Origin of the sequence: Scandinavium tedordense (genome assembly GCF_024764965.1) — a bacterium.
GTDB lineage: Bacteria > Pseudomonadota > Gammaproteobacteria > Enterobacterales > Enterobacteriaceae > Scandinavium > Scandinavium tedordense.
This window is the reverse complement of the sequence record NZ_JALIGG010000053.1, coordinates 249,642-275,188: the sequence shown is the minus strand read 5'-3', so window position 1 is coordinate 275,188 and position 25,547 is coordinate 249,642. Positions and strand designations below refer to the sequence as shown.

Sequence of the window (25,547 nt, the reverse complement as noted above, 5' to 3'; positions counted from 1 at the left end):
TTTTCTCCTCACTCTGACCCTCTCCCCATAGGGGGGAGGGTATCGTGCCGTTAGCGCTTCAGACCCGCAAATGCGTTACGGATTTCCGCTTCCGGTAATTGAACGCCGATAAACACCAGCACGCTGTGCGGTGTTTCGTCGCCCCACGGGCGGTCCCAGTCGGCGCTGTACAGGCGTTGCACACCCTGGAACAGCAGGCGGTTTGGCTCGCCGTCAATCCATAACATCCCTTTGTAACGTAGCAGCTTATCGGCGAAATCGAGCAGCAGGTTTTCCATTACGCGGGAAACGTCGCTGATATCGACCGGGTAATCAAGCTCGACCACAATCGATGAGATGTCGTTTTGCTTATCCGCCATAAAGTGAAAACGCGGCTTAGGCTGAATGACGTTTTCTTCGAGCATAAAGCCGTTGGTATTGAACAATAATTCGAGGTCAATATCACCGTGCGTCACGGTGTAAATCGGTGCACGGGCGTTGATGCGCGTCAGGCGCTCGCAGAGTTTTTCTGCGTCCTTCGCCACGTCAGTTTTAGTCAGCAGAATGCGATCCGCGTAGCCTACCTGCGACTGCGCCAGCGTGAACTGATTCATTTGATCGTCGGCGTGAACGGCGTCGACCAGGGCGATCACCCCGTCGAGCATGTAGCGCTCGCAGAGGATCTCATGCGAGAAAAAGGTCTGCACGATCGGGCCGGGATCGGCCATGCCGGTGCATTCGATGATCAACCGGTCGAATTCGATATCGCCGCGATCGTGACCGTCAAGGAGATCCAGCAGCGCGTCTTCAAGTTCATTGGATCGACTGCAACAAATACAGCCGTTGGTCAGCGTGGTTATCTGCGTGGCGCGATCGCCAATCAGCTGATCGTCCATCGAGACTTCGCCGAACTCGTTTTCGATCACGGCAATTTTGAACCCGTGATCCGCGTTGAGAATGTGACGCAGCAGGGTCGTTTTACCTGCGCCGAGAAAACCGGTGAGTAGGGTGACGGGGATCGGATTCATTGTCTCTCCTTTAACAGCAGCGTACGCCGCCTTCTCCACTGCCGCCGTAGCGCGCTTGCTGGCGCTCGCGGAAGAATTCTTCGTAAGTCATGTACGGTTTATCCGGATGATTGGTCTGCATGTGTTCGACGTAGTTGTCGTAATCCGGGATGCCAATCAGCATCTTTGCCGCCTGACCGAGATATTTTTTTGCCTGACCTAAGTTACCAAACATAATTCATCCTGATAAGACAAAGCCCCGCCTGAGCGGGGCTGAATACAATTAATGGTGTGAAGAGGTCTTCACGCCACCTTCTGGCACCGGAACATACGGCGTTTCCTTATCGGTTCGAGCGTCGATAGCACGCGCCTTCAGACAGGTTTTGATGCCGTAGAAAATGATGCTGTAAACCACCACCAGGAACAGAATGCTCAGCCCCGCGTTGGTGTAGTTGTTGATAACGATGTGGTTCATGTTAGCGATCTGCTGAGCAGTCAGGTCAGCGTTGCCCGCAGCAATTTTCTCTTTGTACTGGTTAGCCATGAAGAAGAAGCCTTCCAGTTGCGGGTTGGCGCTGAACAGCTTCAGGCCGAGCGCCCAGGTGGTGCACAGCAGCAGCCACAGCGCCGGAACCACGGTGACCCAGATGTATTTGGTGCGCTTCATTTTCACCAGCACTACGGTGCCGAGCACCAGTGCCACGGCCGCCAGCATCTGGTTGGAGATACCGAACAGCGGCCACAGGCTCTTCACGCCGCCCAGTGGGTCAACCACGCCCTGATACAGCAGATAACCCCACAGGCCGACGCAGCCCGCCGTCCCGGCGATACCCGCCACCAGAGAGTCGGTTTTCTTCAAGAATGGCACGAAGTTACCGAGTAAATCCTGCAACATGAAGCGGCCCGCACGGGTGCCCGCATCCAGCGCGGTGAGGATGAACAGCGCTTCGAACAGGATGCCGAAGTGATACCAGAAACCCATGTCGGCCATCGGCATGACTTTGTGGAACACGTGGGCGATACCGACGGCAAGCGTCGGTGCGCCACCGGCGCGATTCAGAATCGATGGCTCGCCGATGTCTTTCGCGGTCTGCATGATTTGCTCAGGCGAGATCACGAAGCCCCAGGAGCTGACCGTCGCCGCAGCGTGAACGCTGGCATCTTTCAGCTGTGCCATGATCATCGCCGCATTTTCGCCGCCCATTTCGTGCAGATTCGGCATGGTGATACCGAGGCCCGCAGGTGGAGTATTCATCGCGAAGTACAGGCCCGGCTCGATAATAGATGCCGCAACCAGCGCCATGATCGCCACGAAGGATTCCATCAGCATCGCGCCATAACCAATCAGACGCGCGTCTTTTTCATTCGCCAGCAACTTCGGCGTGGTACCGGACGCAATCAGCGCATGGAAACCGGATACCGCACCGCAGGCGATGGTGATAAACAGGAACGGGAACATCGCGCCTTTCCACAGCGGACCGGTGCCGTCGATGTACTGCGTCACCGCAGGCATTTTCAGTTCCGGGTTGAGGATAACGATACCGAGCGCCAGGCCGACAATGACCCCAATTTTCAGGAAAGTGGCGAGGTAATCGCGCGGCGCCAGAATCAGCCACACCGGCAGCAGCGCAGAAACAAAGGCATAGCCAATCAGTGCGAAGGTGATGGTGGTGTCTTTAAAGGTCAGGGCCGGGCCCCAGTACGGGTCGTGGGCGATCACCCCGCCGAACCAGATGGAAGCAACCAGCAGCACGATGCCGATAACCGAGATTTCGCCCACGCGGCCGGGGCGAATAAAGCGCATGTAGATGCCCATAAACAGCGCAATTGGCACGGTGGAGCAGACGGTGAATACACCCCACGGGCTTTCGGCGAGGGCTTTCACCACAATCAGCGCCAGCACCGCGAGGATAATAATCATGATAAGGAAGCAGCCGAACAGGGCAATCGACCCCGGCACGCGGCCCATTTCCTCTTTTACCATTTCGCCAAGCGACGAACCGTTACGGCGCGAAGAGATAAACAGCACCATGAAGTCCTGCACCGCCCCGGCCAGTACCACGCCTGCCAAGAGCCACAGGGTACCGGGCAGGTAGCCCATTTGCGCTGCCAGCACCGGGCCGACCAGCGGGCCTGCGCCTGCAATCGCCGCAAAGTGGTGACCAAACAGGACATAACGGTTAGTCGGGACGTAGTTCAGGCCATCATTATTGATAACCGCAGGCGTGGAGCGAGTCTCATCGAGTTTCATCACCTTTTGGGCGATGTACAGGCTGTAGTAGCGATAGGCCACCAGATACACCGAGACCGAGGCGACCACGATCCATAGGGCGCTGACGTGCTCGCCGCGACGCAGGGCAACCACCGACAGGCAGAATGCCCCGATGATCCCGATAATGGCCCACGGCACATGTTTGAGTAGTTTTTTCATATCCATCGTTAAAAACCTGGCGTTTATAAGAATGAGTGAAGTGTTACAACGACTTCTGGAGGTATTGATGCTGGTAGCTATGGTGCCAGAGCTTCGCGCGCGGCCGCGGTAGAAAATGGGTGAGTGGTTGTATGGGCGGTTAAGCGGTCTTTTGCGGGGGCGAGCGGTTGGGGCGCGAGGAGGAAGGTGTTAAACATGTGATTGAGATCACAACGTAATTAGACCCTCTACCACAGGGAGAGGGTCAATGGGCGTGCTCGACAATCAGAATAGCGTGTCCAGTTCCTCAACCACGTTATAGGCATCGTCGACCAGCAGTAACGTTTTCCACTTATCAAACGTCAGGCACGGGTGCGAAGTGCCGAAGACAAGAATATCGCCGACCTGAACATCGCTGCCCTCGGCCAGTTGGAGCATACAGTGCTGGTCCATAATGCCGGTGCTGGTGATAGCGCCTGGCGTAAACACCAATGCTTCACCCTGGCGGTAGTGAGCGACGGGCTGCGGCAGTCCGGCATCGAAGGCGCTGTCGCGTTTGCCGAAGTTAACGACCGCGCGATCGCTTTCGGGGACTGACTGCACCATCGCGACAAGCTCAAGTGCGGAAGTCAGATCGCCGCCAATATCGCATGCCACGCGGTCGCGGGCTTTCAACTGTTGCTGAGCTTCGTCGTAGATCCCGGCATCGTGGGTGATGTAGCAGCCTGGGCGGATAACGATCCGGCACTCTGGCGGTTTTTCAGCGGCCAGCCAGATGTTGCATACCACGTCATACCAGACGGTGCCTGCCCCGGTCAGAATAAATTCACCGTCGACGTAGCGCGCCATCTCGCAGGCCAGTTTGGCTGCATCGCGCAGCAGAGCTTCAACCTGTGGCTGCGGATTTTCGCCGTGCAGCACGCCTTCATACAGCTCCAGGCCGCGCAGACGAAGACCGGGCAGTTGGGCGATTTTTTGCGCCAGCGCCAGCCCCTGTTCAACCGTACGACAACCGCAGCGCCCGCCCGGCACGCCGAGCTCGACCATGACATCCAGCACCAGGTTTTTTGCCGCGAAGAAGGCCGAAAGCGCGTTGACGTTGGCCTCGCTGTCGACGCAGCAGATGAAATCTGTCTCGCGATAGTGTTGTTTTAGCTGAGCCACCACCTGCATGTTTGCTTTGCCCACCAACTGATTAACCATCAGCACGCGCTGAATACCGCTGGCCATTGCGGCGCTGGCTTGCCAGGCGCTGCCCACCCCGATCGCCCATGTGCCAGCGTCCTGCTGAGCCTGAAAAATCCACGGCGTCATGGTGGTTTTGCCATGCGGCGCAAGCGAGACACCTCGTGCGTCGGCATAGCTCTGCATCCAGCGAATATTGTTTTCCAGTGCCGCCTTTTTAATCACCGCAGCAGGCAGGCATACGTCTTCGGCCAGGACGTTGGCAGGGGAAAAGAGCTGCGCAGATTTGTGAGGGATAACCGTATCTGAATGGTATTTCATTTCACTATACTTCTCAGGGTTGAATGTGGTTATGTGTTTGTATCACTTATAACATTATGAATTTTATCTTCATTTGTTGGTTTTCGGTTGTACTGTGAATAAAAGTATCATTTTTTGTTGATCGCTTTGCGTAGTTTTTCACTGTTTTTACGGCTTGTAAATGGTTAACTTATCCGCAGAACAGAATGAGAGTGAGGCGTTATGAAGGTGAACTGGCTGTTTAAAAATGTCACCGTGATAGACGGCAGCGGTGGTCCGCAGTACCGCGCCGATGTGGCCGTTAAGGATGAGCGGATTGTGGCGATTGCGCCAACGCTCGACGTTGAGGCGGAGCAGGTGGTCGAGGGGCTGGGGCGCGTGTTGTCGCCGGGCTTTATTGACGTGCATACCCACGATGACATCAACGTTATTCGTATCCCGGAATACCTGCCGAAAATTAGCCAGGGCATCACGACGGTAATCGTGGGCAATTGTGGGATCAGCGCGGCAACGGCGGTGATGAAAGGTGACGTGCCGGACCCAATGAATCTGCTGGGCGAGAAACCGCACTTCATCTATCCCACCGTTGAAGCCTATGCTCGCGCGGTGGAAGAGGCGCGTCCGGCGGTGAATGTCGGAACGCTGATTGGTCACACGGCGCTGCGTAATAACCATATGGACGACCTGTTTCGCTCCGCGACCGACAATGAAATTGCCGGAATGCGCACGCAGCTTCGCGAGGCGTTAAAGCAGGGGGCACTCGGCCTGAGTACTGGCCTTGCCTATGCCAGCGCGAATCAATCATCCACTGAAGAGGTGATGGCTCTGGCGGAAGAGCTAGCAGCGGAAAAGGGGATTTACACCACCCATCTGCGTTCTGAATTTGAGCCTATTCTTGAAGCACTTGATGAAGCCTTCCGCATTGGTCGTCACGGCAAAGTGCCGGTGGTTGTGTCGCACCACAAATGTGCCGGGGCGAAGAATTGGGGGCGGACAAAGGAGACACTGGCATTCTTCGACAAGATGCGCCAGCACCAGGATATCTCCTGCGACTGTTACCCGTATTCGGCAAGCTCCTCGACACTGGATATGAAGCAAATTACCGATGAGTTCGACATTGTCATTACCTGGTCTGAGCCACATCCGGAAGTGGCCGGGCAGACGCTGCAACAAATTGCAGATGGCTGGAAAATGTCGTTGCATGAGGCCGGAGAGCAGCTGATGCCTGCGGGGGCGATTTACTACAACATGGATGAACAGGACGTGCGGCGGGTGATGCGCTATCCGGTGACGATGATCGGCTCTGACGGCTTGCCGAATGATCCGATGCCGCATCCGCGTTTATGGGGCGCGTTCCCGCGCGTGCTTGGCCATTATTGCCGTGATGAGCAGCTGTTCCCGCTGACCCTGGCGGTGCATAAGATGACCGGTATGTCGGCGGCGCGTTTCCAGCTGCCGCAGCGAGGGCTAATAAAAGTAGGCTATTACGCCGATCTGGTGCTGTTTGATCCACAGACGGTGCGCGATGTGGCGAGCTTCTCTGACCCGAAACAACCGGCGGCAGGGATTGAGGCGGTGATGGTGAACGGCGTAATGAGTTATGGTAGCGATAAACGTATTATCGGACGCGCAGGGCGATTCTTGCGACGTCAGGACACGATGAAGGAGTGAAGATGAGCATTAAACGTTATGGCGTGGAAGGCGGAACGGGCACCGGTGGTCAGCACCTGCCTTTCGCACGCGCAGTGGAGGCGGGAGGCTGGTTGTATGTTTCCGGTCAGACCCCGATGAAAAATGGCGAAGTGGTGGAAGGCGGCATTGTCGATCAGTCCCGACTGGCCATTCAGAACTGCGTCGACATCATGAACGAAGCGGGCTATACCCTGGCAGACGTTGTGCACGTTAAAGTGATCCTCACAGACTCCCGTTATTTCCAGTCGTTTAACAAAGTGTTCTGTGAATTTTTTGGCGAAAATCCCCCGGCACGTATTTGTTGTGTCGCGGATTTAGTCGTCGACTGTAAAGTCGAAGTCGATGTGACCTGTTATAACGCTTCCCGGATATAAGCCAACGGCCCTCGGTTATGGGGGCCAACGTCAATTATAAAAATGTAAAAGCGGTACATTTTCGGAATGTTATCTGAAAGTACTCTTGGCCTTTTTACGCCTTTTTTCAGGTGACCGTCACGTTAACGCATAATATTTGCAACGCCAGATATTATTTCTGATATTGGATGTGAATTATGAACAGTATGTCATTTCTGATTTGGTTTAGCATTTACGCCTGCGCCATGATTACGCTGGGGTGGTATGTTTCCCGACACCAAAAAAATGGTGACGACTTCCTGCTTGGGGGCCGCTCCTTACCGATGATTCTGACGCTGGGTTCCACGGTGGGCACCATGGTTGGCACGGGGTCGAGCGTAGGTGCCGTAGGGTTTGGGTATACAAACGGCTGGGCCGGAATGCTGTATGGCCTGGGCGGCGCGGTCGGTATATTGCTGGTGGCGTGGCTGTTTGCGCCGGTGCGTAAATTCCGCTTTATGACCATGAGCGAAGAAATGTCTTATTACACCGGTGGCAGCAAAATAATAAAGAACCTGGTGGCTGTATTGATATTTATCGCCTCTATTGGCTGGCTTGGTGCCCATATATTGGGTGGCGGATTATATCTTTCGTGGGCCAGTGGGATTGATATTAATGTCGCTAAAGTCATTATTGCCTTTGCATTTATTGTTTATGTCGGCATCGGTGGATATTCCGCCGTGGTGTGGATTGATACGATTCAGTCGATTGTCCTGTTCGTTGGTTTTATTCTGATGGCGGTTCTGGCGGTGCATCATGTCGGTGGCTGGAGCCATATTCAACATGCAGTCGATCCGGCGGCACAAAGTCTGTTTGCCGTCGATAAACTCGGGGCATTACCCGCGTTTTCACTGGCGCTGGTGATAGCCGTTGGCGTGCTGGCGACGCCGTCTTATCGTCAGCGTATTTACTCCGCAAAAACCGTTTCTTCGGTGCGTCAGTCCTTCACTATCACGGGCCTGCTATACCTGATGTTTTCATTCCTGCCCGCGATTATCGGCATGGCGGTCTGGACCATGAATCCTGAGCTTGCAAACAGCGGTTTCGCTTTCCTGTTTGCGACTCAGGTCCTGCCGCCGGTGCTGGCAATGGCGGTGCTGATTGCCGGGATGTCGGCCAATATGTCCTCCGGCAGTTCGGATGCGATTGCCGCGGTGTCGATTATGCTGCGCGATCTCTACACCCTCGTTACCGGGCATATGCCCGCGCCGGAAAAGGCGATTCGGACGTCACGGATTTTCCTCGTGGTTGTCATCGCTCTGGCGCTGGTTTTTGCTCTGACGTCCAACGACATCATCAGCTACATCACCAAAATGATCTCCATGATTATGTCCGGCATGTTTATCTGCACGATGCTCGGTCGCTTCTGGACACGCTTTAACTGGCAGGGCGCGGTGGCCGCCCTGGCCGGTGGCGCGATTGCCTCGATGGTGGTGCTGATGGACAGTAGCTGGATGGCTTTCTGGGGCAACCCTTGTCTGCCGTCGGTGCTGACGAGTCTGATTGCTGGTGTCGGTGTGACGTTGATAACCCCTGCCAGCAGCATGAGTCGTGAAGAAGCGCTGGAGATGATCACTCGCGAACGTGAAAGTCAGCCGACACCGCCGCCGCTGCCGATTGGCAAACGCAAGCCGTCGGAGGGCTAACAATGGAACGCTATATTGCCGTTGACTGGGGATCCACACACCTGCGCGCCTGGCTTATCGAAAGCGGGACCTGCATCGACACATTGAATGTGCCCTGTGGCGTTACGCAGATGGCCGCAGGAGAAGCACCTGAACTGTTCGGTCGCTATATTGGCCCGTGGCGAAAGGAGGCGCTGCTCCCGGTGCTGATGGCTGGGATGATTGGCAGTGAAGCCGGCTGGCGTCCGGCAGGATATCTGCCGTGCCCGGTATCGCTCCACCAGGTCGGGGAACAACTCTGCGAAGTGGCGGAGCAGGTCTGGATTGTGCCTGGCCTGAAATGGGCACAAGACGGGGAGTACAACGTGATGCGCGGCGAAGAAACCCAGTTGCTCGGTGCGATGCAGTTGGCTCCTTCTCCCTGCTACGTAATGCCGGGCACCCACAGTAAATGGGTCAGCGTTGAAGGCGGGCGGGTCACGCGTTTTGACACGGTGATGACCGGTGAACTGCATCACTTATTGATGAACCACTCGCTGATTGGCCAAGGGCTGCCGCCTCATCAGCCTGATGAAACCGCATTTGTACAGGGGCTGGAGAGAGGGCTGAATACCCCTTCATTGGTCAACCAGCTTTTCGCTACCCGCGCGGCTTGGGTACTGGGCGCGTTGGAAAAAACGGCCGTGAGCGATGCTCTTTCGGGGTTGTTGATTGGCGCAGAAGTGGCCACGTTAACACAGCGCTTTCAGCCGCAGCAGATAACGCTGGTGGCGAGTGAGGTACTGAGCCCGCGCTACCGGCAGGCGTTTGCCCGGCTGAATATCGCGGTCAACGAGTGCGGCGCGCAAGCGGCATTCTTACAGGGAATAGAGAGGATTATCGATGCACGACGTTAAGCTGGTGGCTATCCTGCGCGGCATCACCCCGCAGGAAGCCGATTCCCATATCGAGACGCTGATCGAAGAGGGTTTTCGTTATATCGAAATCCCGCTGAATTCCCCGGACTGGCAGCGCAGCATCCCGCAGGGGGTTGCCCGTTTTGGTGAGCAGGCGATGATTGGCGCAGGTACTGTGTTGAACGTGTCGCAGGTGACGACGCTGGTGAATGCCAAAGCCAGGCTGGTGGTAACCCCGAATACCCAACCTGCGGTCATTCGCCATGCGGTGGAAAATGGCATGTTGGTGTGCGCCGGTTGCGCCACCGCCACCGAGGCGTTTACGGCGCTGGAGGCCGGAGCGCAGTGGCTGAAAATTTTCCCGTCGTCGGCGTTTGGTCCTGCCTACATATCGGCGCTCAAAGCGGTGTTACCGCCGGAAGTTCCGGTACTTGCGGTGGGAGGCATTACGCCGGATAACCTGTCAGATTACCTTACTGCAGGTTGTGCAGGTGCGGGATTGGGCAGTGATCTGTATCGCGCCGGGCAGACCGTCGAACAGACGCGCCAACAGGCGCGACGGTTTATGCAGGCGTGGCACGCGGCGCATTAATCGCCAAGCGGTTGGCGGTCAGCGCCGCCGCGATGGCTATCGAGAACCAGTTTGATGCGGCGCATACGGTCTTTGGCCTGCGCCTTATTCGCCATTGCCAGTTCGGTGGCGAGCACATCGATCATCGCCAGCATCGCGTAACGCGAGGTACTGGGCTTAAAGATATAGTCGTTTTCCCTCACCAGCAGCGGCAGTACCAGATCGGCCTGCTCCGCGAGCGGGGTATCTTCCGGCGTTATGACGATTACCTTCGCCCCATATTGCCGGGCAATCGCGGCACTTTCGGTAATTTCTGGGGTGTATCCGCCCAGCGATAGCGCCACCACCACGTCCTGCGGCGTCACCGATGAACACATCATGCGAACCAACAGCCCGTCGTTCTGGCTTACCACTGGCAGACCGAGGCGGAACAGGCGGTACTGCATCTCTTGCGCGCAGATAGTTGACCCTCCACCCATACCAATGGCGAGGATCTGACGGGCATTGCTCAGCCAGTTCACCGCCTGATTGAGTGACTTGGCGTTGAGGGCGCGACGGTTAGTTTCCAGCACGCTGATAATGGATTCGTAAATCCCTTGTACCCCTTCGAGATCCGGCACGTCGAGAATGAAACGCTGACCGACCGCCAGCGACTGCGCCAGTTTCAGCTTCAGTTCGCGCACGTCTTTGCAACCCAGCGCGCGGGCAAAGCGGGTGACGGAGGCCTGGCTGGTATGGGTCAAACGCGCCAGTTCGGCGATCGGCAGTTCTGCGGCACTGGCGACATCGTCGAGAATAAACTGAGCGATGCGCTTTTCAGTGGCCGTCAGACTCATAAAGCGGTCTGTGATGCAGGAAATGATGTCGATTGTCCAGGCCATATGCAGTATCACCCAATCAATTAAGAATGATACTTTGTACCATAAATCAGGAGGTATAGCAGCCCGGCGGACAGTAGACGCAGATCCTCAAATGCGCCAGTGAAAATGCGTGGCGTAAACGTGATACAGCAGGAATTTCCTTAAAGTTTTCTCTTTTCAGGCCGAATTAACTATTAACTTCCCACAGGAAAGAGAAAAAATGTTAAATCGCATCAAAATTGTGACCAGCCTCGTGCTGGTTTTGGTCATATTTGGCCTTTTACAACTGACATCCGGCGGCTTGTTCTTTAATGCGCTGAAACACGACAAAGAAAACTTCACGGTTCTGCAAACCATCCGCCAGCAGCAGGCCACGCTGAACGGTAGCTGGGTTGCACTATTGCAAACCCGTAACACCCTCAACCGCGCCGGGATCCGCTATATGATGGATCAGAACAATATCGGCAGCGGCGCGACCGTGGCGGATCTGATGAAGGTAGCCACCGCTTCTCTCAATGATGCGGAAAAGCGTTGGGCCGAATATGAAGCTCAGACTCGCGATCCGCGCCAAAGTGAAGCGGCCGCGCTCGACATTAAACGCAATTACGATATCTATCACGGCGCGCTGGCGGAGCTGATCCAATTGCTGGGCGCGGGCAAGATCAACGATTTCTTCGATCAGCCGACTCAGGGCTATCAGGATGGCTTCGAGAAAGCCTATGTGACGTATTTCCAGCAAAACGATCATCTTTACGAGCTGGCAGTAGAAGATAACAGCAGCTCATACGCGCAGGCGATCTGGGTGCTGGTAAGCGTGCTGATCGCGGTGCTGGCGGTGATCGTTGTGGTCTGGCTGGGGATCCACAAAGCGTTGATCCAGCCGCTGAGGCGCGTGATCGACAGCATTCGTCATATTGCCGGGGGAGACCTGGTGAAACCTATCGATGTGCACGGCAGCAACGAAATGGGCCAGCTGGCGGACTCTTTGCGTCATATGCAGAGCGAGCTGGTGCGTACCGTCGGGGAAGTGCGTAACGGTGCCGATGCGATTTACAGCGGTGCCAGCGAAATTGCGATGGGCAACAACGATCTCTCTTCCCGTACCGAACAGCAGGCTGCTTCTCTGGAAGAGACTGCAGCGAGCATGGAAGAACTGACCGCGACGGTGAAACAGAACGCCGAAAATGCCCGTCAGGCGAGCCATCTGGCGCTGAGCGCGTCGGAAACAGCGCAGAAGGGCGGAAAAGTGGTGGATAACGTGGTGCAGACGATGCGCGATATCACCAGCAGTTCGCAGAAAATTGCCGACATCATCAGCGTTATTGACGGAATTGCTTTCCAGACTAACATTCTGGCACTGAATGCCGCGGTGGAAGCCGCACGTGCCGGTGAACAGGGCCGTGGTTTTGCGGTGGTCGCCGGTGAAGTGCGCAACCTGGCGCAGCGCAGCGCCCAGGCGGCACGTGAAATCAAGAGCCTGATTGAAGACTCAGTGAGCCGGGTTGATATTGGTTCAACGTTGGTGGAAAGCGCCGGTGAAACCATGGATGAAATCGTGAATGCGGTAACCCGCGTGACCGACATCATGGGTGAAATCGCGTCGGCATCCGACGAACAGAGCCGTGGTATCGATCAGGTGGGTCTGGCGGTGGCCGAGATGGACCGTGTGACGCAGCAGAACGCCTCGCTGGTGGAAGAGTCCGCTTCGGCAGCCGCCGCACTGGAAGAGCAGGCGAGCCGTCTGACGCAGGCGGTGGCGGTGTTCCATATTCAGCAGTCGCAGCTGACGGCCAAGCGTGAGACTTCAGCAGCAAAACACAGTTCCCCCTCTCCGACTCTGCGCAAAGCTGCGGTCACTGATAGCGGCGATAACTGGGAAACGTTCTGATAGTGTAATGCCCGGCGGCACAGGTTTGCCGGGATGACAATAATGCCCGATGGCACTGCGCCACCGGGCATTTTTTTACCCTTCCGATTTCACAACTTTGATTTCCACCATCCCAATTCCCAACTGACGTGGGGCGTGGCCGAGAATATTGCCCTCGTTGGTGGTCTGCGGATCCGGCGGCGCGATGGTCAGCAGGTTGCTGTTCGTCGGGTTGTCGAAATGCAGTGTGGTGGTGGTGACGTCTTTGCCCAGGGTCAGCGTTTGCTCGCTGTTTCCGACCCGCACCGGAATCGGTTTGTCAGCATTTTCGCCATAGGCTTTGGCGGTGATCACCAAGTCGAATTTCTGCGGCAGCGGCGTTTTGTACTCAATCTTCACTTCATTGCCCAACTGTGCGTTAGACCAGCGGCCCCAGCTTTCCGGACGTGAAATCCCGCTGAACTGTTTGACCTCTTCCGGCGCACCGGCGATGTTGAAGATGAAACTGTCTGCTTTATAACGAATGTCGTTATCGACGATTTTCAGGGTATCGACGTTGCCTTTATAGCGCTCCATGTCGATAACCGTGTCTTTAAACGCGGCTTTGCTTTTCCATTGTGCTTTATCGACGTGTTGCACGATTTGCTGGCCGCCAAGCTGGCCCTGAGACACGCACCAGTCGGTGGAAAGAGCCAGTTCCGGTGCCCACAGCTGGGCCATTTTGTAGCAGCGGTCAATCCACATGAAGTTGTCGCGCGGGGCGAAATCTGCCAGCTGGTAACGCAGCGGGGCGGAGTATTCACTTTCCGGCAGCGGCTCAACGCGGTTATTCGACACCCGCAGCAACAGCGGCAGACGGAAGTGCGATCCGGAGAACCCAATCATCCCTTTCTGCTCGTCGATGGTGAAATCTTTGATCGATTTCGGGAAGTTCCACAGGCGAATAATGTCCGGCTTCCACGCCAGCACTTTCTCTTTCATGTTGAGGAACACTTCCGCCAGCGACTGGCCGGACAGGCTGCTGCGGCCCAGGCCGATAAAGTTATCGCCGCCCAGAATATCCAGCACCGTCGCGCCGTTATCCATGGTGCTGCGCTTCACACCCATGACTTCCTGTTGCGGTTTATCGCCACGAATCACGAAGAACAGGTTGCTGCGATCCTGTTTGTTGAGATAATCCCATGCGGTGTTTTTCATCGCCAGATGGTCAGACGACACCACGATCACTGTGTTCTTAAAGTACGGCGAGGCTTTGATTTTTTCGATCAGCGCCGCCACGTGCTCCTGGCTGCAAGTCACCGCGCTGAATGACTGGTTGGTTTTACCGTCAATCTCATACTTTTTGCGATTGCAGGTGCGGGAGATAAATCCATCCGGGTGATGGGTATCGACCGTCAGCGTGAACAGCGAGAAGCGCTGGCCGGATTCCGACAGCTCTTCGTACTTTTTCCACACTTCGTCGAGAACCGTATCGTCGTAGAAGCCCCAGTCATTGCGGTAGCCTGGGTCTGGAACGAGGGTTTTCAGCTCTTCGGCACCGTAGAGATGGTCAAAGCCGTGTGATTGCAGGAATACGTCTTTCCCGGCGAAACGCAGGTTGGCGCCCTGCATAAAGTAGTTCTTGTAGCCCGAGTTTTTCAGGATGTCGCCGAGGCAGATGTTCTGCGGGAAGAAGCTCGATACCGAGGCCGAGGCGTTGCCTTCGAACGGCGCAAACAGCGGAATACCACACTGGGAGGCGACCATACCGGCGATGGTGTAATCGGTGCCCGGCAGCTGCATGGTGTGGCTGAAATCGATGCTCTCATTTTTGAGCTTACCGAGTTCCGGCGTCAGGTTCGGGAACGCTTTATCATCAAAATACGTACGCTCGAGGCTTTCACCGTAGATATACACCAGGTTCAGCTTCGGATTCGGAATGGTTTTCGACGGCTCTTTATACCAGGCGGCAAAGTCCGGATCGCCATCGCGGGACTGGGATTTTACCAGTTCAGTTATCTGGCGAAATGCCGGGCTGGCATCCACTGACGCGAGAGCAAGCCCCAGCGCGAGGACGCTGTAGCCAAGATGATGTGGATGATGGCGACGACGGCGTAGCACCCAGCCTAGCCCACCAAAGACCAGTACCAGCGCCACGATCAGACCAATGCCGGGCAGGATGTATTTGCTGATACCCGCGCCGGTCAGGCTGTTGGTCAGGGTATAGAGCACGGCATCGTTAATGCCATCGCCCGTGAAATAATCGCTGGCGTAAAGGGTCAGGTTCAGGACCACAAAAAGTCCAAGCACCATCAGGATGGACGCAAACCACCAGGTATTACGTCCCGCTTTCCATGAATAAATCACGACGGAAGCGAGAAACAGAGCAATAGAAACAAGCTCGGACACAGCACATCCTCAGTCACACAGGCCATCCGCTGACCCGATACTATTTTTTGACCCTACACTTTAATTGCAGTGCCATATTGCTGCAATTATAGCGTCATCAAAATGTGCGCTGATTCAGAATTGGATTAGAAATAGGTGATTTTTAACCCGCTCACATCCGGTGTGTGCGGGTGTTTAGCGACGATCAGGAGAGGAAATTGGCGCCTTGTTTGAGCACCAGATCGCAAGCCTTGGTTTTCACTTGTTTTCCGAGGTCTGAATCGCCCAATGAGCTGAGATTCAGCTGCTGGCCATTTTGGGCGTTAAGCAGACCCTGAATACCGTCCATATAGTTGGTATCGGCTTTCTGTTCTGGCGCGGTGTCCAGACCCAGCTTATCCAGCACCTGATTCTTCACGTTTTCGGTATCGGTAACGGAAGTCAGTTTCTGTTGGGCACAGTAGCTGAGAATACCCGCGGCGTTGTTCATGTTGTCGGCGCTCAGCGATTTGCCGCTGTCGTTAAGCAGGCTGGTCAGCGAGGACAGCGAAGTTGTGCCTGTTGACGAGGTGCTTGAGCCGCCCAGTTCGCTTGCAGCGCTGGAAAGCGTGTCACTCAGGGAAATTGCGAAGGTACTGGTGGAGAGCAGGGCGCTGGTCAGCGCGGCGGTGCAAAGAAGACGTTTAGCAGTATTCATAGGTTTTACTCAGTTGACTGAAACCCGGTCAGTATAGCGCTGCCGGGGTTCGGAAAAATCTCAATACTCTTTGCCAGTGACGCGGCTGCGGTAGCTGTCCCAGTTGAAAATCACCCACAGGCTGTTGCCCAGACGCATACGGTCCATTACACGTTCGCCCAGCAGCTTATTCATTTCGTCCATGTTGCTGTTGGTCAGCATTCCGGTCGGGCGTTTTGACGAAGATCGGCGGTCAACGATCTGGTTGATGATCACTTTTTCATAGCGCGATTCCGTCTGGACGCCGATCTCATCGATCACCAGCAGATCGACATTGCTCAGATCGTTCAGCAGCTTTTCTTCGGTGGTTTCGCGGTTAGTAAAGGTGTCTTTCATCGCGGACATGATGTCGGCCACGGTGATGATCAACACTGATTTCCCGCGCAGCAGCAGCTCATTGCAGATGGCTGCCGCCAGATGGTTTTTGCCGGTTCCAGGCTTACCGGAAAAGATGAAGCTGGCGATGTTGCCGTCGAACTCTTCGACGTACTGACGCGCTTTGGATAACGCGTTCATCTGCCCGTCGCTTTCCACGCGGTAGTTATCAAAGGAACAGTTCTGGTGCAGCGGACGAATGCCGGAGCGGTTGAACGTCCGCTGCATTTTCATCGCCCGGTTTTCACGTTCCAGCGCGGCAGAACGCAGCTGGCCCTGTTCTTTTTGCCACGCCAGCAGCTCTTCACCCGTTTTGAATGCCGGTTCAATATGTTTCGGCATCATTTTCTGCAGGCGCAGCATCAGATCACCAACATTTTTCATTATTAACCTCGGAAACCTGGGGGAATTTGATTATCGGGCTCGGAGAGCGTGTTGAGATCACGTCTCGGCTGCCCACCGTTGCTGGCTCGCCCGATTTGCAGGCTACGCGCCAGTTTCTGCTGCCACTGAATGTGATGGAATACTTTGCCTTCTGCCTGCCAGTAGGCGGTAAAAGAGGCCAGCTCTTCCGGCGTGGCAGGCTGCGTCAGCGAGATGCCCCACAGCGCGGCCATCCGCTGAAAATCAGCATCCGGCTGCCAGTCGGCATACATGGCGAATTTGCCCATTGGCACCGCAACCGGCGCGGCCGTCGGCTCCTCGAAGAATTGACCATCCAGCACCACGTCACTGCCCGGTCGGGAGAGTTTAGCCTCCAGCTCAAGCAGTTGTGACAGGCGTGCGGGCGCAATGGCATAAAACGCCGGTGCATTGTTGACAAACACCGCGGTAGCACCGTTTTCGGCATTGTTTAACACGCCGTCAGGATCGCGCAGAAACGCATCAATCCCAATGACGCTGGACGTTAAAATTCTGGAGGACATGGCAATTACTCAAACAAAAAGACGACAGGTATAACATGGGCTGATAGTAGCACAGACCAGCGCGCGGGAGGATATTCCCCAGGCGACGCGCGGGTAGGGTGGTCAAACGCGCGGGCGTTTACGGTACAGCCACAGACCGGGGATCGATAATCCAACCGACAGTGCACCGACGATCGAGGTGGCTTTGAGGAAGTTTTCCAGCAACAGCATCATCAGGTCATTGCTGTAGCCGACGTGGCTGATTTTCACTGCGGAGATCATCGCGGTATAGGCGGAGATCCCAGGAAACATAGGTATGACCGCGGCGACGGTGAAAATTTTAGGGTGCGCCAGATACCAGCGTGACCATTGGATCCCAATGCTGCCAACCAGCATTGAGGCGATAAACGTCGCCCATTCGATGTTCATCCCTGCCAGCATGATGACCATCCGCGAACTGTGCCCAATCGCGCCCAGTAGCGCACACCAGGCCAGCGCGCGGTGCGGCACGTTAAACACCATCGCAAAACCCAAGGCGGGAATGGCGGACAGCAGCATGTCTTGCAGCAGCGCCTGCAAGAAATCGATTATACCCATCCGCGCAGCCCCCACAGCGTCATTGCCATCACTACCCCGATACACGTGGCGAGCGTCAGCAGGCTGGCGATAGCCCAACGTGCCAGCCCGGTATTAATGTGACCTTTGAACATATCGGCGACGGCATTGATAAGCGGGAAGCCCGGCACTAGCAGCAGCACGCTGGCGGCCATCGCTACCGTAGACGTTTGCTCGAACGCGGGCAACCGCAGCATCCACCCGGAAATCGTGGTGGCGACAAACGCGGTGATGCAGAAGTTTATTTGCGGATGCATCGAGCGATGGGTCAGCATCTGGCGAATATACATGGCCAGCGTGCTGGCGCAGAGAGTGACAAAGGCCCCGTCCCAACCGCCGTTATTGAGTTTGCAGAAACAGGCGCAGGAGAGGCCAACCATAGTGACAACCAGCCAGCGCGGATAGCGCAGCGGTTTTATCTGTGTAAAACGCTTATCGACATCTTTGGCATTCAGCAGCTTATGCTCAGCCATGATCACGATGTGCTGGACCTCAGTCACCACATGCATGTTGATGCCGCGATCGTTGTTTTTACGAGTCGAGGTCAGGCATTTCCCGTCCAGAATCGTGGTTAACACAATGGCGTTCGAGGAAATGGCGCTTTCCACGCCGTCCATGCCCAGTGCTATCCCTAGCCGGGTTGATAGCTCCTCGACCAGCGCGCTTTCTGCCCCGTGTTGCAGCAGCAGCAGGGCGCACTGAATACACAACCGTGTGACTTTTCGTTGCTCTGCGCTATCTGCTTCCATAACGACCGTTCTTGGTTGGCTATTGTCAGGTTCTGAAACCAGGTTTTACCTGAATGGCATGTGAAGCAAGGCCCGGCGAGATCAAACATTGTGCACATGACCTCCGGTTAGCGTCTGTTTTTTGAACTGCTCCACAATTTCACAAGATCGTTGAAAAGTGCACGTTTTGCCTGATTTAAGCCCTTCTTTTTCCGCTCCAGCTTATCAAAAATGCAACAACACACTTTATGGATACAAAAAATAAACAAATAATTAACCATTATGGAGAGGAACTCATGAAAACGCAGGTCGCTATTATCGGGGCGGGTCCATCAGGGCTGTTGCTTGGACAGCTGTTACACAATGCCGGGATTGCCACGGTTATCCTCGAACGTCAGACCCCGGAATACGTGTTGGGTCGTATCCGGGCTGGGATTCTGGAAAGCGGTACCGTTGATTTGCTGCGTCAGGCGGGCGTTTCTCAGCGAATGGATACCGAGGGCCTGGTACATCATGGCGTGGAGTTTTTGTTTGATGGCGTGCGGATCCCGGTGCCGTTGAGTGAGCTCACAGAGGGCAAAAGCGTGATGGTGTACGGCCAGACCGAAGTAACGCGTGACTTGATGGAAGCCCGCGCCAGTAGTGGCGCGCCGATTATGTACGGTGTGAGTCATGTTGAGCTGCACGATATGAAAACGGACAAGCCTTTTGTCACCTTTGAGAAACAGGGCGAAGCCTGTCGGATTGACTGCGATTTTATTGCGGGCTGCGATGGCTTTCACGGTGTGTCGCGTCAAAGTATCCCGAAATCGGTGCTGCGTGAATATGAAAGCGAGTGGCCATTTGGCTGGCTGGGATTGTTATCCGACACGCCTCCGGTCAATCCGGAGCTGATCTACGCTCATCATGAACGCGGTTTTGTATTGTGTAGTCAGCGCTCACTAACCAGAAGTCGCTACTATTTGCAGGTGCCACTTAGCGAGAGCGTTGACGCCTGGAGCGATGAGCGCTTCTGGCAGGAGCTGAAATGCCGCTTGCCATCCGAGCTGGCGAATACGTTAGTGACTGGTCACTCACTTGAGAAAAGCATTGCGCCGCTGCGCAGCTATGTTGTCGAGCCAATGCAGTTTGGCCGACTGTTTTTGGTCGGCGATGCGGCGCATATCGTACCGCCCACTGGGGCAAAAGGGCTTAATCTTGCGGCCTCTGACGTGAACTATTTATGGCGAATTCTGTGCCAGTTCTACCATCACGGGCGCGAAGATTTACTCGCCAGCTACTCCTCGTTTGCTCTCAACCGGGTATGGAAAGGGGAACGTTTCAGCTGGTTTATGACCCATTTGCTGCATGATTTCCACGATAAAAGCCCATTTGACCGAAAAATGCAGGAAGCCGATCGCCGCTATTATTTAGGATCCCGGGCCGGACTGACGACGATAGCGGAAAACTACGTCGGCCTGCCTTACGAAACGGTCCGATAATTACGCCTGCCGCAGGAGTGTGTATGACGCAACAGAGCACGATCCCCGTCTTTAAGCTGTATGGCGAACAGCTTGGTTGGCCGACACCGGAGCTTCTGCATTGTGAATCTATCCATCAGCGAAGTAGCCTTTATGAGTGGCATATCCGCGTGCATCAGCATGCGGAAATGGTGCAGCTGCTGTATCTGCACAAAGGGCAGGCCGAAATTGAAATCGAAGGGGAAAGGAAAGTCGTAAAGGAAGCCAGCATTCAGGTGGTGCCTTCGCTGTGCGTGCACGGTTTTCGTTTTTCGCCCGGCACGCAGGGCTACGTTTTGTCCTTAGCATTACCGCTGCTCAGCCAATTCGAAGCTCAGTTTGGCCGTCAGCTTGGGGTCCTGAATCAGCCACATTGCGTCAGCGTAATGCACTCCCGGTCGCACATTCGCACACTGTTTTCGACGTTGCTGGAAGAATATCAGCAGGATAACGACGCCCGCGAATTAATGCTGCATGCGATGCTCAGCGCGCTGCTGGTGTGGCTCAATCGCCAGTGTCAGGGAGCGCTGCCTGCAGAAGACCGGGCGGATCGCCGACGCGCAGTGATGCAACAGTTTGCCCGTCATATTGAAAGCCATTATCGGGAACATCTTCCGATGTCCGATTACGCACAGGCTGTGGGCTTATCCGTCACACATTTGAATTATTTGTGCCATGAATTCCATAACTGCAGTGCGCTGAATGTGTTACACCAAAGGCTGATGCTTGAAGCGAAGCGGAGTCTGCAATACACCAGCATGTCGATTATACAACTCTCTGATTACTTAGGTTTTAGCGATGCCACCTATTTCTCTCGCTTTTTTCGGCGCTATGCGGGGATGCCGCCTAAAATATTCAGGGAGAAAATGAAATAAGCTTAAAACATATAATTATTTTCTTGATGAATCGTCTTTAACGGTTTTACGCTGGATGTGAGGCGATGGAGTCTTTATTTTTAATATGATAATGTTGAAAGGTTATTTTGTCTTTTACTTCTTTTATTTAACGTTGCAACAAATTAAATTATAGCCCGAGTCAATGGAAACGTCCTAAGAATAATTCTAATCATGAATGATTGGATGGTTTTAATCAATTGTGTAAATAATTCTGGAACATAAAAGGGAGGTGTTATGCTCACGGTATTTAATAAATGTGGCGTAATGATTAGCAATGTCCCCATCATTCAAGCGGGTCTTCTGTCCATCATGAAAGACAACTTTCCCGAATATGAGGTCAGTTGTCATCATCGAGTCGATGAACTCACGAAAATGCAGCTCCAGCGAACGAGCTTGATGGTATGCGATCTGTCTGGCGATCGTTTTCAGGTTAAATCGCTCTGCGAGAAATATTATTCATTAATGACGCAGTATAGAGAATGTCGTTGGGTTTTTATGCTGAATCAAGCTAATTATGCGCTCGCGGTTGAATATTTATTGCGCCCGGAAAGTATCTTGCTTTCTGACGCTGAATCTATTCCTGAACTTATTGCGGCCATCCGCGATCAGGGTTCCGAGGCGAATCGCATCAGTACGTCGTTGATGTCGCCTGAAGTCACACCCGCACGCTCTTCTCAGGGATTAAAAACCTCATTGTCTCTCGCTGAGCGTCAGGCCTTACGATTGCTTGCTAAAGGCTGGGGCGTCAATCAGATAGCGATGCTGCTCAGAAAAAGCAACAGGACCATTAGCGCGCAGAAAAATAGCGCTATGCGTCGCTTGTCGTTGCGCGGTAACGCAGAGTTATATGCCTGGCTCAACAGCGAACAGGGGATGAAGGAGTTGAATCTCCTTTCCGTATGGGGAGAGCCAATGCCATGGAAAAGCGCACCGCAAATAAACACGTCGCTGTCGTTGAAAACTGTGTGATGACGGAAGCAGGGCTGCGCGGGCTCTTTTCTCGTTGTGCGGGTTCGTTTTATGAATTGCAGGTCTATAAAGAAAGTCAGGAATGGTTTGCTCAGACAGAGCAGCGCTTTTATGACATGGTGATTTACTCTGTCGCGGGGGCTCGTGACTCACGCCAACAAAGTATTCGCTTTTTTTCCGAGCTTGCTTGCATGCAGCCTGATGCACTTCGGGTTCTGCTTGCAGAGGATGAAGGACAGGCAACATTAATTCATCACCTTTTACCTGTCCCATTACATGCGGTATGGTGCAAAACCTCTTCCGTTGAAAAGCTTCTGGTGCAAATTAACGGCTTAATAACCCAGAAAGATTCGCTGCATTCGGCCTGTAAGACGCTCAATGCTATTTCAGGCTCAGTAGGATTAAGCCCGACTGAACGCGCGATTCTTTATTATATGGGAAAGGGCTTTTCCATTCCGGAGATTGCCGTTCAGATGGCGCGGAATCCAAAAACTATTCGCACGCATAAATTCAATGCGATGAATAAGCTCGGGGTGAAGAACTACACGGGATTGCTCTGTGCGGCAGATATCTTACGTTATCTGCCGTTACAGGCGCTGAATGTGACCTGGTGAGGCGGTTTGTTGACTGAGTTTACAGACAGACGTCGATCCAGGTGGCATTGGTAAGTTCTGCCAGACGTTCAGGAGAGATACGCACCGCGCTGTGCGTTGCGCCAGCGGCAGGTAATACTTCGTCAAATGCTTTCAGGGAAACGTCGCAGTAAACGGTCAGTGGATTTTCCAGACCAAAAGGGCAGACGCCGCCAACCGGGTGTCCGGTCCAGGTGACGACTTCATCGCAGCTGAGCATCCGGGCTTTGGCACCAAATGCCGATTTTAGCTTTTTGTTGTCCAGGCGCGCATCGCCTTTTGCCACAACCAAAACGACTTCATCTTTGACTTTCAATGACAGCGTTTTCGCAATCTGGCCTGGCGCCACGTTGTGCGCCGCTGCGGCAAGTGCCACGGTCGCAGTACTCTGATTCAGTTCTATAATTTCGATATCGGGGGCGCGGTCAGCGAAAAATTGCCGCACGGTTTGCAAACTCATAGTTCTCTCCTGATATAAACGAAATTAATCTGTCACAAGCGACTGAGGCTGTAAATAAGAGGATGAGCATTCCCATCATTTTATGGATTTCTCGATCCCCTTCACATTCACTGCAACCGGTTACAGTAACCGGTTGCAGAAGTGTGTCATGCCGATTAATACTGAATGCGTAACTTCCTCTGTATCGCTAAAAAAATAAGAGCCGTGTATGAAATCTATCTTTATCTGCTGTAGCTCGGGCCAACCCCCCGGCGTGGTAGTGAACTCACAGTTCGAGATTGCACATCGCGGCACACTAACCGTCGCTGTGCTTACGTCTATCGTTCGTCAGGAGAGCTGCTATGTCTGCTAACCATGCTGCGTTTAATTTGATTTTCCGATTTGTAGAAAACTATATCAGTCCTGTTGCCGGGCGTATCTCGTCCCAGCGCCATGTGATGGCAATCCGTGATGGTTTCATCTCCGCGATGCCATTCATGATTGTCGGCTCGTTCCTGTTGGTGTTTGCTTATCCTCCTTTCTCGCCGGACACCACCTGGGGCTTTGCTCGCGCGTGGCTGGACATGGCGAAACAGTTTGAAGGCCGGATTCTGACTCCGTTCGATATGACCATGGGCATTATGTCCATTTATATCTGTGCGGCGATTGCCTATAACTTGGGCAGACACTACGAAAAAAGTTACCAGCTTGATCCCTTCATGAGTTCAATGCTGTCGATCATGGCGTTTTTGCTGGTTGCTGCGCCGAAGACTGACGGCACGCTGCCGGTTCACAGTCTGGGTGGCACCGGGATTTTCACCGCTATTCTGGTCGCTGTGTACTGCGTAGAATTGATGCGCTTCCTCAAGGCCCACAACATCGGTATTCGTCTGCCAGACCAGGTGCCACCGATGATCAAAAATTCGTTTGATCTGCTTATCCCGGTGCTGGTAGTTGTGCTGACCCTGTATCCGCTGAGCCTGTTCATCCAGAGCCAGTTCGATATGCTGATCCCTCAGGCGATCATGTCTATCTTTAAGCCGTTGGTATCCGCGGCGGATTCCCTGCCTGCCATTCTGCTGGCGGTCCTGATCGGTCATCTGCTGTGGTTTGCAGGCATTCATGGTGCGGCTATCGTGTCCGGTATGCTGCAGATGTTCTGGCTGACTAACCTCGGTCTGAACCAGACGGCGCTGGCACAAAGTGCTCCGCTGCCGCACATCTTTATGGAAGCATTCTGGACCTTCTTTATCGTTATCGGCGGTTCTGGGGCGACGATGGGACTTGTGTTCTGCTACCTGCGCAGTAAGTCCGCGCACCTGCGTTCGATTGGTCGTCTGGGCGTGGTGCCGAGCATCTTTAACATCAACGAACCGGTCATCTTCGGTACGCCAATCGTGATGAACCCAGTATTCTTCATTCCGTTCCTGCTGGCACCAATGGTCAACGCCACGCTGGCCTGGGCTGCAATGAAGCTGGATTTGATTGGTCGCGTGATTTCCGTTGTTCCATGGACCGCGCCAGCCCCTATCGGTGCAGCATGGGCGTTAGGCTGGGATTTCCGTGCCGTGATCCTGGTCGTATTACTGGCCTGCGTGTCTGCCATCATCTACTACCCGTTCTTCAAAGTGTACGAGAAGCAGCTGCTGGAACAGGAAGCCGAAGAAGCGCAGCGCTCAGCGGAAGAAGCTGGACAGGCCGCATAAGGTTGAGTTAAAGCAAAACAAAAGACCCGGTCGCGTTGCGTTACCGGGTCTTTTTGTATTCAGGGATGTGATTATTTCAGCGTGCAGTCGCCACACTGTTGGACGTCCGGCAGACGGTAGCGCTGACAGCAGGTGCGACGCACCAGCAAACCATCACGCATCACCACGGTGCGCCACAGCGGATTATCCCGCCCGTCAGAGAACTGTTTTTCAAAGAAGAGATGCTGACGTAGGCTGTTGACCTGTTCATCGCCGAGCAGTGTTTTCATTTCACCCAGATACCAGTTAATGAGATAGCCGGTATTACTCCAGATGAGTTTCCCGTTGATCTCCCCGGTCGCTTCAAGAGCCTCGATAACCGGCACCAGCGTCTGCGTCACCAGGTTTTCCATGCGAACCGGTGAAGATTGCTGAGTCAGATAAGGGTCTTCTTGTACATCTACCCAAAATTTGGCGGCACGGCCCGTTTCGTGAAACTCAACGTGATAATGTAATGGTGAGAGGCTCAGCGCCCGTTTTTCAGTAAGCAGCGCCAGCATCAGCGGCGGCACCTGTAGGCCGATATACCACTGCGCCCACAGAGACAACAACGGTTTTTTCTCGCGCGCCTGAGTTGGATTATTGCGATAGATATGATCGGAATACTGCGCGCAGAGCGTAGTCAGCTCGCTGTTGTGGCTCCACTGTGCCAGCATCATCGCCTGATGTGGATGAGGTTCGTCAAGACGAATGAAATCCAACAGGTGGGGGCGGTGTTCAGCAAATTTATCCTGCAACAATGCCGCAAGCCCTTGTTCACGCTCAAAGAGCGGGGCGCGCCAGATAATATCGTCAGTGATCGGTGCAGAACGGTAGGCCATGAGCGTAGCTTGGATACAAATCTAAATGATAATGAT

General features: G+C 54.3%; 24 protein-coding genes. 11 read left to right on the top strand and 13 right to left on the bottom strand.

The window, feature by feature from the left end:
• Nucleotides 1-50: 50 nt before the first annotated feature.
• The 4 genes from yjiA to MUU46_RS08950 all read right to left on the bottom strand — a co-directional run bounded on the left by yjiA (nt 51) and on the right by MUU46_RS08950 (nt 4,902).
• On the bottom strand, nt 51-1,007 hold the full coding sequence (yjiA, locus tag MUU46_RS08965; RefSeq protein ID WP_258965338.1) for a GTPase: 957 nt from the start codon (nt 1,005-1,007) through the stop codon (nt 51-53).
• Nucleotides 1,008-1,017: 10 nt separating this feature from the next.
• The gene (locus MUU46_RS08960; protein WP_110510653.1) at nt 1,018-1,221 is read right to left on the bottom strand and encodes a YbdD/YjiX family protein; all 204 of its coding nucleotides are present in this window, start codon (nt 1,219-1,221) and stop codon (nt 1,018-1,020) included.
• Nucleotides 1,222-1,269: 48 nt separating this feature from the next.
• Entirely contained in the window at nt 1,270-3,423 is a 2,154-nt protein-coding gene (locus tag MUU46_RS08955; protein WP_159761817.1) for a carbon starvation CstA family protein, read from the bottom strand.
• A gap of 258 nt (nt 3,424-3,681) precedes the next feature.
• Nucleotides 3,682-4,902, bottom strand: a complete 1,221-nt coding sequence (locus MUU46_RS08950) for an amino acid deaminase (RefSeq protein ID WP_258965337.1) — start codon at nt 4,900-4,902, stop codon at nt 3,682-3,684.
• Between the two features lie 201 nt (nt 4,903-5,103).
• Here MUU46_RS08950 and MUU46_RS08945 point away from each other — a divergent pair, with 201 nt between their 5' ends.
• The 5 genes from MUU46_RS08945 to MUU46_RS08925 all read left to right on the top strand — a co-directional run bounded on the left by MUU46_RS08945 (nt 5,104) and on the right by MUU46_RS08925 (nt 10,078).
• Nucleotides 5,104-6,552 (top strand): N-acyl-D-amino-acid deacylase family protein, encoded by a 1,449-nt coding sequence (locus tag MUU46_RS08945; RefSeq protein WP_258965336.1) that lies wholly within the window; start codon nt 5,104-5,106, stop codon nt 6,550-6,552.
• A 2-nt stretch (nt 6,553-6,554) separates the two neighbouring features.
• Nucleotides 6,555-6,947, top strand: coding sequence for a RidA family protein (locus MUU46_RS08940; RefSeq protein ID WP_159761814.1), 393 nt, complete (start codon nt 6,555-6,557; stop codon nt 6,945-6,947).
• Between the two features lie 176 nt (nt 6,948-7,123).
• Nucleotides 7,124-8,611: a sodium:solute symporter family protein gene (locus MUU46_RS08935; protein ID WP_258965335.1), complete on the top strand. Its 1,488-nt coding sequence runs from the start codon at nt 7,124-7,126 to the stop codon at nt 8,609-8,611.
• A gap of 2 nt (nt 8,612-8,613) precedes the next feature.
• The gene (locus MUU46_RS08930; RefSeq protein WP_258965334.1) at nt 8,614-9,486 is read left to right on the top strand and encodes a 2-dehydro-3-deoxygalactonokinase; all 873 of its coding nucleotides are present in this window, start codon (nt 8,614-8,616) and stop codon (nt 9,484-9,486) included.
• Complete coding sequence (locus tag MUU46_RS08925) at nt 9,473-10,078, top strand: 2-dehydro-3-deoxy-6-phosphogalactonate aldolase (RefSeq protein WP_258965333.1); 606 nt, start codon at nt 9,473-9,475, stop codon at nt 10,076-10,078. Before MUU46_RS08930 ends, MUU46_RS08925 begins: the two co-directional genes overlap by 14 nt.
• Here MUU46_RS08925 and MUU46_RS08920 read toward each other — a convergent pair.
• On the bottom strand, nt 10,075-10,938 hold the full coding sequence (locus tag MUU46_RS08920) for a MurR/RpiR family transcriptional regulator (RefSeq protein WP_159761810.1): 864 nt from the start codon (nt 10,936-10,938) through the stop codon (nt 10,075-10,077). The two genes, MUU46_RS08925 and MUU46_RS08920, sit on opposite strands and share 4 nt — an antisense overlap.
• A 199-nt stretch (nt 10,939-11,137) precedes the next feature.
• Between MUU46_RS08920 and tsr the strand changes: the two genes are divergently transcribed.
• Nucleotides 11,138-12,805 carry a methyl-accepting chemotaxis protein gene (gene tsr / locus MUU46_RS08915; RefSeq protein ID WP_159761809.1) on the top strand — a complete coding sequence of 556 codons (1,668 nt, stop codon included), beginning with the start codon at nt 11,138-11,140 and terminating at the stop codon, nt 12,803-12,805.
• Between the two features lie 75 nt (nt 12,806-12,880).
• Here tsr and opgB read toward each other — a convergent pair whose 3' ends face one another.
• From opgB to MUU46_RS08885, 6 genes are all read right to left on the bottom strand, one after another.
• Nucleotides 12,881-15,172, bottom strand: a complete 2,292-nt coding sequence (gene opgB / locus MUU46_RS08910; RefSeq protein WP_159761808.1) for a phosphatidylglycerol--membrane-oligosaccharide glycerophosphotransferase — start codon at nt 15,170-15,172, stop codon at nt 12,881-12,883.
• A 184-nt stretch (nt 15,173-15,356) separates the two neighbouring features.
• Nucleotides 15,357-15,848 (bottom strand): YjjA family protein, encoded by a 492-nt coding sequence (locus tag MUU46_RS08905; protein ID WP_159761807.1) that lies wholly within the window; start codon nt 15,846-15,848, stop codon nt 15,357-15,359.
• Between the two features lie 60 nt (nt 15,849-15,908).
• The gene (dnaC, locus tag MUU46_RS08900; protein WP_159761806.1) at nt 15,909-16,646 is read right to left on the bottom strand and encodes a replicative helicase loader DnaC; all 738 of its coding nucleotides are present in this window, start codon (nt 16,644-16,646) and stop codon (nt 15,909-15,911) included.
• 2 nt (nt 16,647-16,648) lie between these two features.
• Entirely contained in the window at nt 16,649-17,188 is a 540-nt protein-coding gene (dnaT, locus tag MUU46_RS08895) for a primosomal protein DnaT (protein WP_258965332.1), read from the bottom strand.
• A 102-nt stretch (nt 17,189-17,290) separates the two neighbouring features.
• A complete protein-coding gene (locus MUU46_RS08890; protein WP_159761804.1) occupies nt 17,291-17,764 on the bottom strand; it encodes a threonine/serine exporter in 474 nt (157 codons plus the stop codon).
• Nucleotides 17,755-18,531, bottom strand: coding sequence for a threonine/serine exporter family protein (locus MUU46_RS08885; RefSeq protein WP_258965331.1), 777 nt, complete (start codon nt 18,529-18,531; stop codon nt 17,755-17,757). Before MUU46_RS08885 ends, MUU46_RS08890 begins: the two co-directional genes overlap by 10 nt.
• A 275-nt stretch (nt 18,532-18,806) precedes the next feature.
• Between MUU46_RS08885 and pobA the strand changes: the two genes are divergently transcribed.
• The 4 genes from pobA (at nt 18,807) to bglJ (ending at nt 22,488) form a co-directional block, all read left to right on the top strand.
• On the top strand, nt 18,807-19,991 hold the full coding sequence (gene pobA / locus MUU46_RS08880) for a 4-hydroxybenzoate 3-monooxygenase (RefSeq protein WP_258965330.1): 1,185 nt from the start codon (nt 18,807-18,809) through the stop codon (nt 19,989-19,991).
• Between the two features lie 23 nt (nt 19,992-20,014).
• Nucleotides 20,015-20,884, top strand: coding sequence for a helix-turn-helix domain-containing protein (locus MUU46_RS08875; protein ID WP_159761801.1), 870 nt, complete (start codon nt 20,015-20,017; stop codon nt 20,882-20,884).
• 255 nt (nt 20,885-21,139) lie between these two features.
• Nucleotides 21,140-21,874 (top strand): helix-turn-helix transcriptional regulator, encoded by a 735-nt coding sequence (locus tag MUU46_RS08870; RefSeq protein WP_258965329.1) that lies wholly within the window; start codon nt 21,140-21,142, stop codon nt 21,872-21,874.
• Entirely contained in the window at nt 21,823-22,488 is a 666-nt protein-coding gene (gene bglJ / locus MUU46_RS08865) for a DNA-binding transcriptional activator BglJ (RefSeq protein WP_258965328.1), read from the top strand. Before MUU46_RS08870 ends, bglJ begins: the two co-directional genes overlap by 52 nt.
• Nucleotides 22,489-22,507: 19 nt before the next feature.
• Here bglJ and MUU46_RS08860 read toward each other — a convergent pair whose 3' ends face one another.
• Complete coding sequence (locus tag MUU46_RS08860; protein WP_258965327.1) at nt 22,508-22,966, bottom strand: YbaK/EbsC family protein; 459 nt, start codon at nt 22,964-22,966, stop codon at nt 22,508-22,510.
• A gap of 341 nt (nt 22,967-23,307) precedes the next feature.
• Between MUU46_RS08860 and MUU46_RS08855 the strand changes: the two genes are divergently transcribed.
• Complete coding sequence (locus MUU46_RS08855; protein ID WP_159761797.1) at nt 23,308-24,651, top strand: PTS sugar transporter subunit IIC; 1,344 nt, start codon at nt 23,308-23,310, stop codon at nt 24,649-24,651.
• Between the two features lie 71 nt (nt 24,652-24,722).
• Here the strand turns inward: MUU46_RS08855 and fhuF are convergent, their stop codons facing one another.
• Nucleotides 24,723-25,511 carry a siderophore-iron reductase FhuF gene (gene fhuF / locus MUU46_RS08850; protein ID WP_159761796.1) on the bottom strand — a complete coding sequence of 263 codons (789 nt, stop codon included), beginning with the start codon at nt 25,509-25,511 and terminating at the stop codon, nt 24,723-24,725.
• Between the last annotated feature and the right edge of the window lie 36 nt (nt 25,512-25,547).

What these genes read in the sequence shown, in the direction of transcription:
- yjiA (WP_258965338.1), bottom strand. Translation starts at nt 1,007, where the DNA reads ATGAATCCGATCCCCGTCACCCTACTCACCGGTTTTCTCGGCGCAGGT.
- MUU46_RS08960 (WP_110510653.1), bottom strand. Translation starts at nt 1,221, where the DNA reads ATGTTTGGTAACTTAGGTCAGGCAAAAAAATATCTCGGTCAGGCGGCA.
- MUU46_RS08955 (WP_159761817.1), bottom strand. Translation starts at nt 3,423, where the DNA reads ATGGATATGAAAAAACTACTCAAACATGTGCCGTGGGCCATTATCGGG.
- MUU46_RS08950 (WP_258965337.1), bottom strand. Translation starts at nt 4,902, where the DNA reads ATGAAATACCATTCAGATACGGTTATCCCTCACAAATCTGCGCAGCTC.
- MUU46_RS08945 (WP_258965336.1), top strand. Translation starts at nt 5,104, where the DNA reads ATGAAGGTGAACTGGCTGTTTAAAAATGTCACCGTGATAGACGGCAGC.
- MUU46_RS08940 (WP_159761814.1), top strand. Translation starts at nt 6,555, where the DNA reads ATGAGCATTAAACGTTATGGCGTGGAAGGCGGAACGGGCACCGGTGGT.
- MUU46_RS08935 (WP_258965335.1), top strand. Translation starts at nt 7,124, where the DNA reads ATGAACAGTATGTCATTTCTGATTTGGTTTAGCATTTACGCCTGCGCC.
- MUU46_RS08930 (WP_258965334.1), top strand. Translation starts at nt 8,614, where the DNA reads ATGGAACGCTATATTGCCGTTGACTGGGGATCCACACACCTGCGCGCC.
- MUU46_RS08925 (WP_258965333.1), top strand. Translation starts at nt 9,473, where the DNA reads ATGCACGACGTTAAGCTGGTGGCTATCCTGCGCGGCATCACCCCGCAG.
- MUU46_RS08920 (WP_159761810.1), bottom strand. Translation starts at nt 10,938, where the DNA reads ATGGCCTGGACAATCGACATCATTTCCTGCATCACAGACCGCTTTATG.
- tsr (WP_159761809.1), top strand. Translation starts at nt 11,138, where the DNA reads ATGTTAAATCGCATCAAAATTGTGACCAGCCTCGTGCTGGTTTTGGTC.
- MUU46_RS08905 (WP_159761807.1), bottom strand. Translation starts at nt 15,848, where the DNA reads ATGAATACTGCTAAACGTCTTCTTTGCACCGCCGCGCTGACCAGCGCC.
- dnaC (WP_159761806.1), bottom strand. Translation starts at nt 16,646, where the DNA reads ATGAAAAATGTTGGTGATCTGATGCTGCGCCTGCAGAAAATGATGCCG.
- dnaT (WP_258965332.1), bottom strand. Translation starts at nt 17,188, where the DNA reads ATGTCCTCCAGAATTTTAACGTCCAGCGTCATTGGGATTGATGCGTTT.
- MUU46_RS08890 (WP_159761804.1), bottom strand. Translation starts at nt 17,764, where the DNA reads ATGGGTATAATCGATTTCTTGCAGGCGCTGCTGCAAGACATGCTGCTG.
- MUU46_RS08885 (WP_258965331.1), bottom strand. Translation starts at nt 18,531, where the DNA reads ATGGAAGCAGATAGCGCAGAGCAACGAAAAGTCACACGGTTGTGTATT.
- pobA (WP_258965330.1), top strand. Translation starts at nt 18,807, where the DNA reads ATGAAAACGCAGGTCGCTATTATCGGGGCGGGTCCATCAGGGCTGTTG.
- MUU46_RS08875 (WP_159761801.1), top strand. Translation starts at nt 20,015, where the DNA reads ATGACGCAACAGAGCACGATCCCCGTCTTTAAGCTGTATGGCGAACAG.
- MUU46_RS08870 (WP_258965329.1), top strand. Translation starts at nt 21,140, where the DNA reads ATGCTCACGGTATTTAATAAATGTGGCGTAATGATTAGCAATGTCCCC.
- bglJ (WP_258965328.1), top strand. Translation starts at nt 21,823, where the DNA reads ATGGAAAAGCGCACCGCAAATAAACACGTCGCTGTCGTTGAAAACTGT.
- MUU46_RS08860 (WP_258965327.1), bottom strand. Translation starts at nt 22,966, where the DNA reads ATGAGTTTGCAAACCGTGCGGCAATTTTTCGCTGACCGCGCCCCCGAT.
- MUU46_RS08855 (WP_159761797.1), top strand. Translation starts at nt 23,308, where the DNA reads ATGTCTGCTAACCATGCTGCGTTTAATTTGATTTTCCGATTTGTAGAA.
- fhuF (WP_159761796.1), bottom strand. Translation starts at nt 25,511, where the DNA reads ATGGCCTACCGTTCTGCACCGATCACTGACGATATTATCTGGCGCGCC.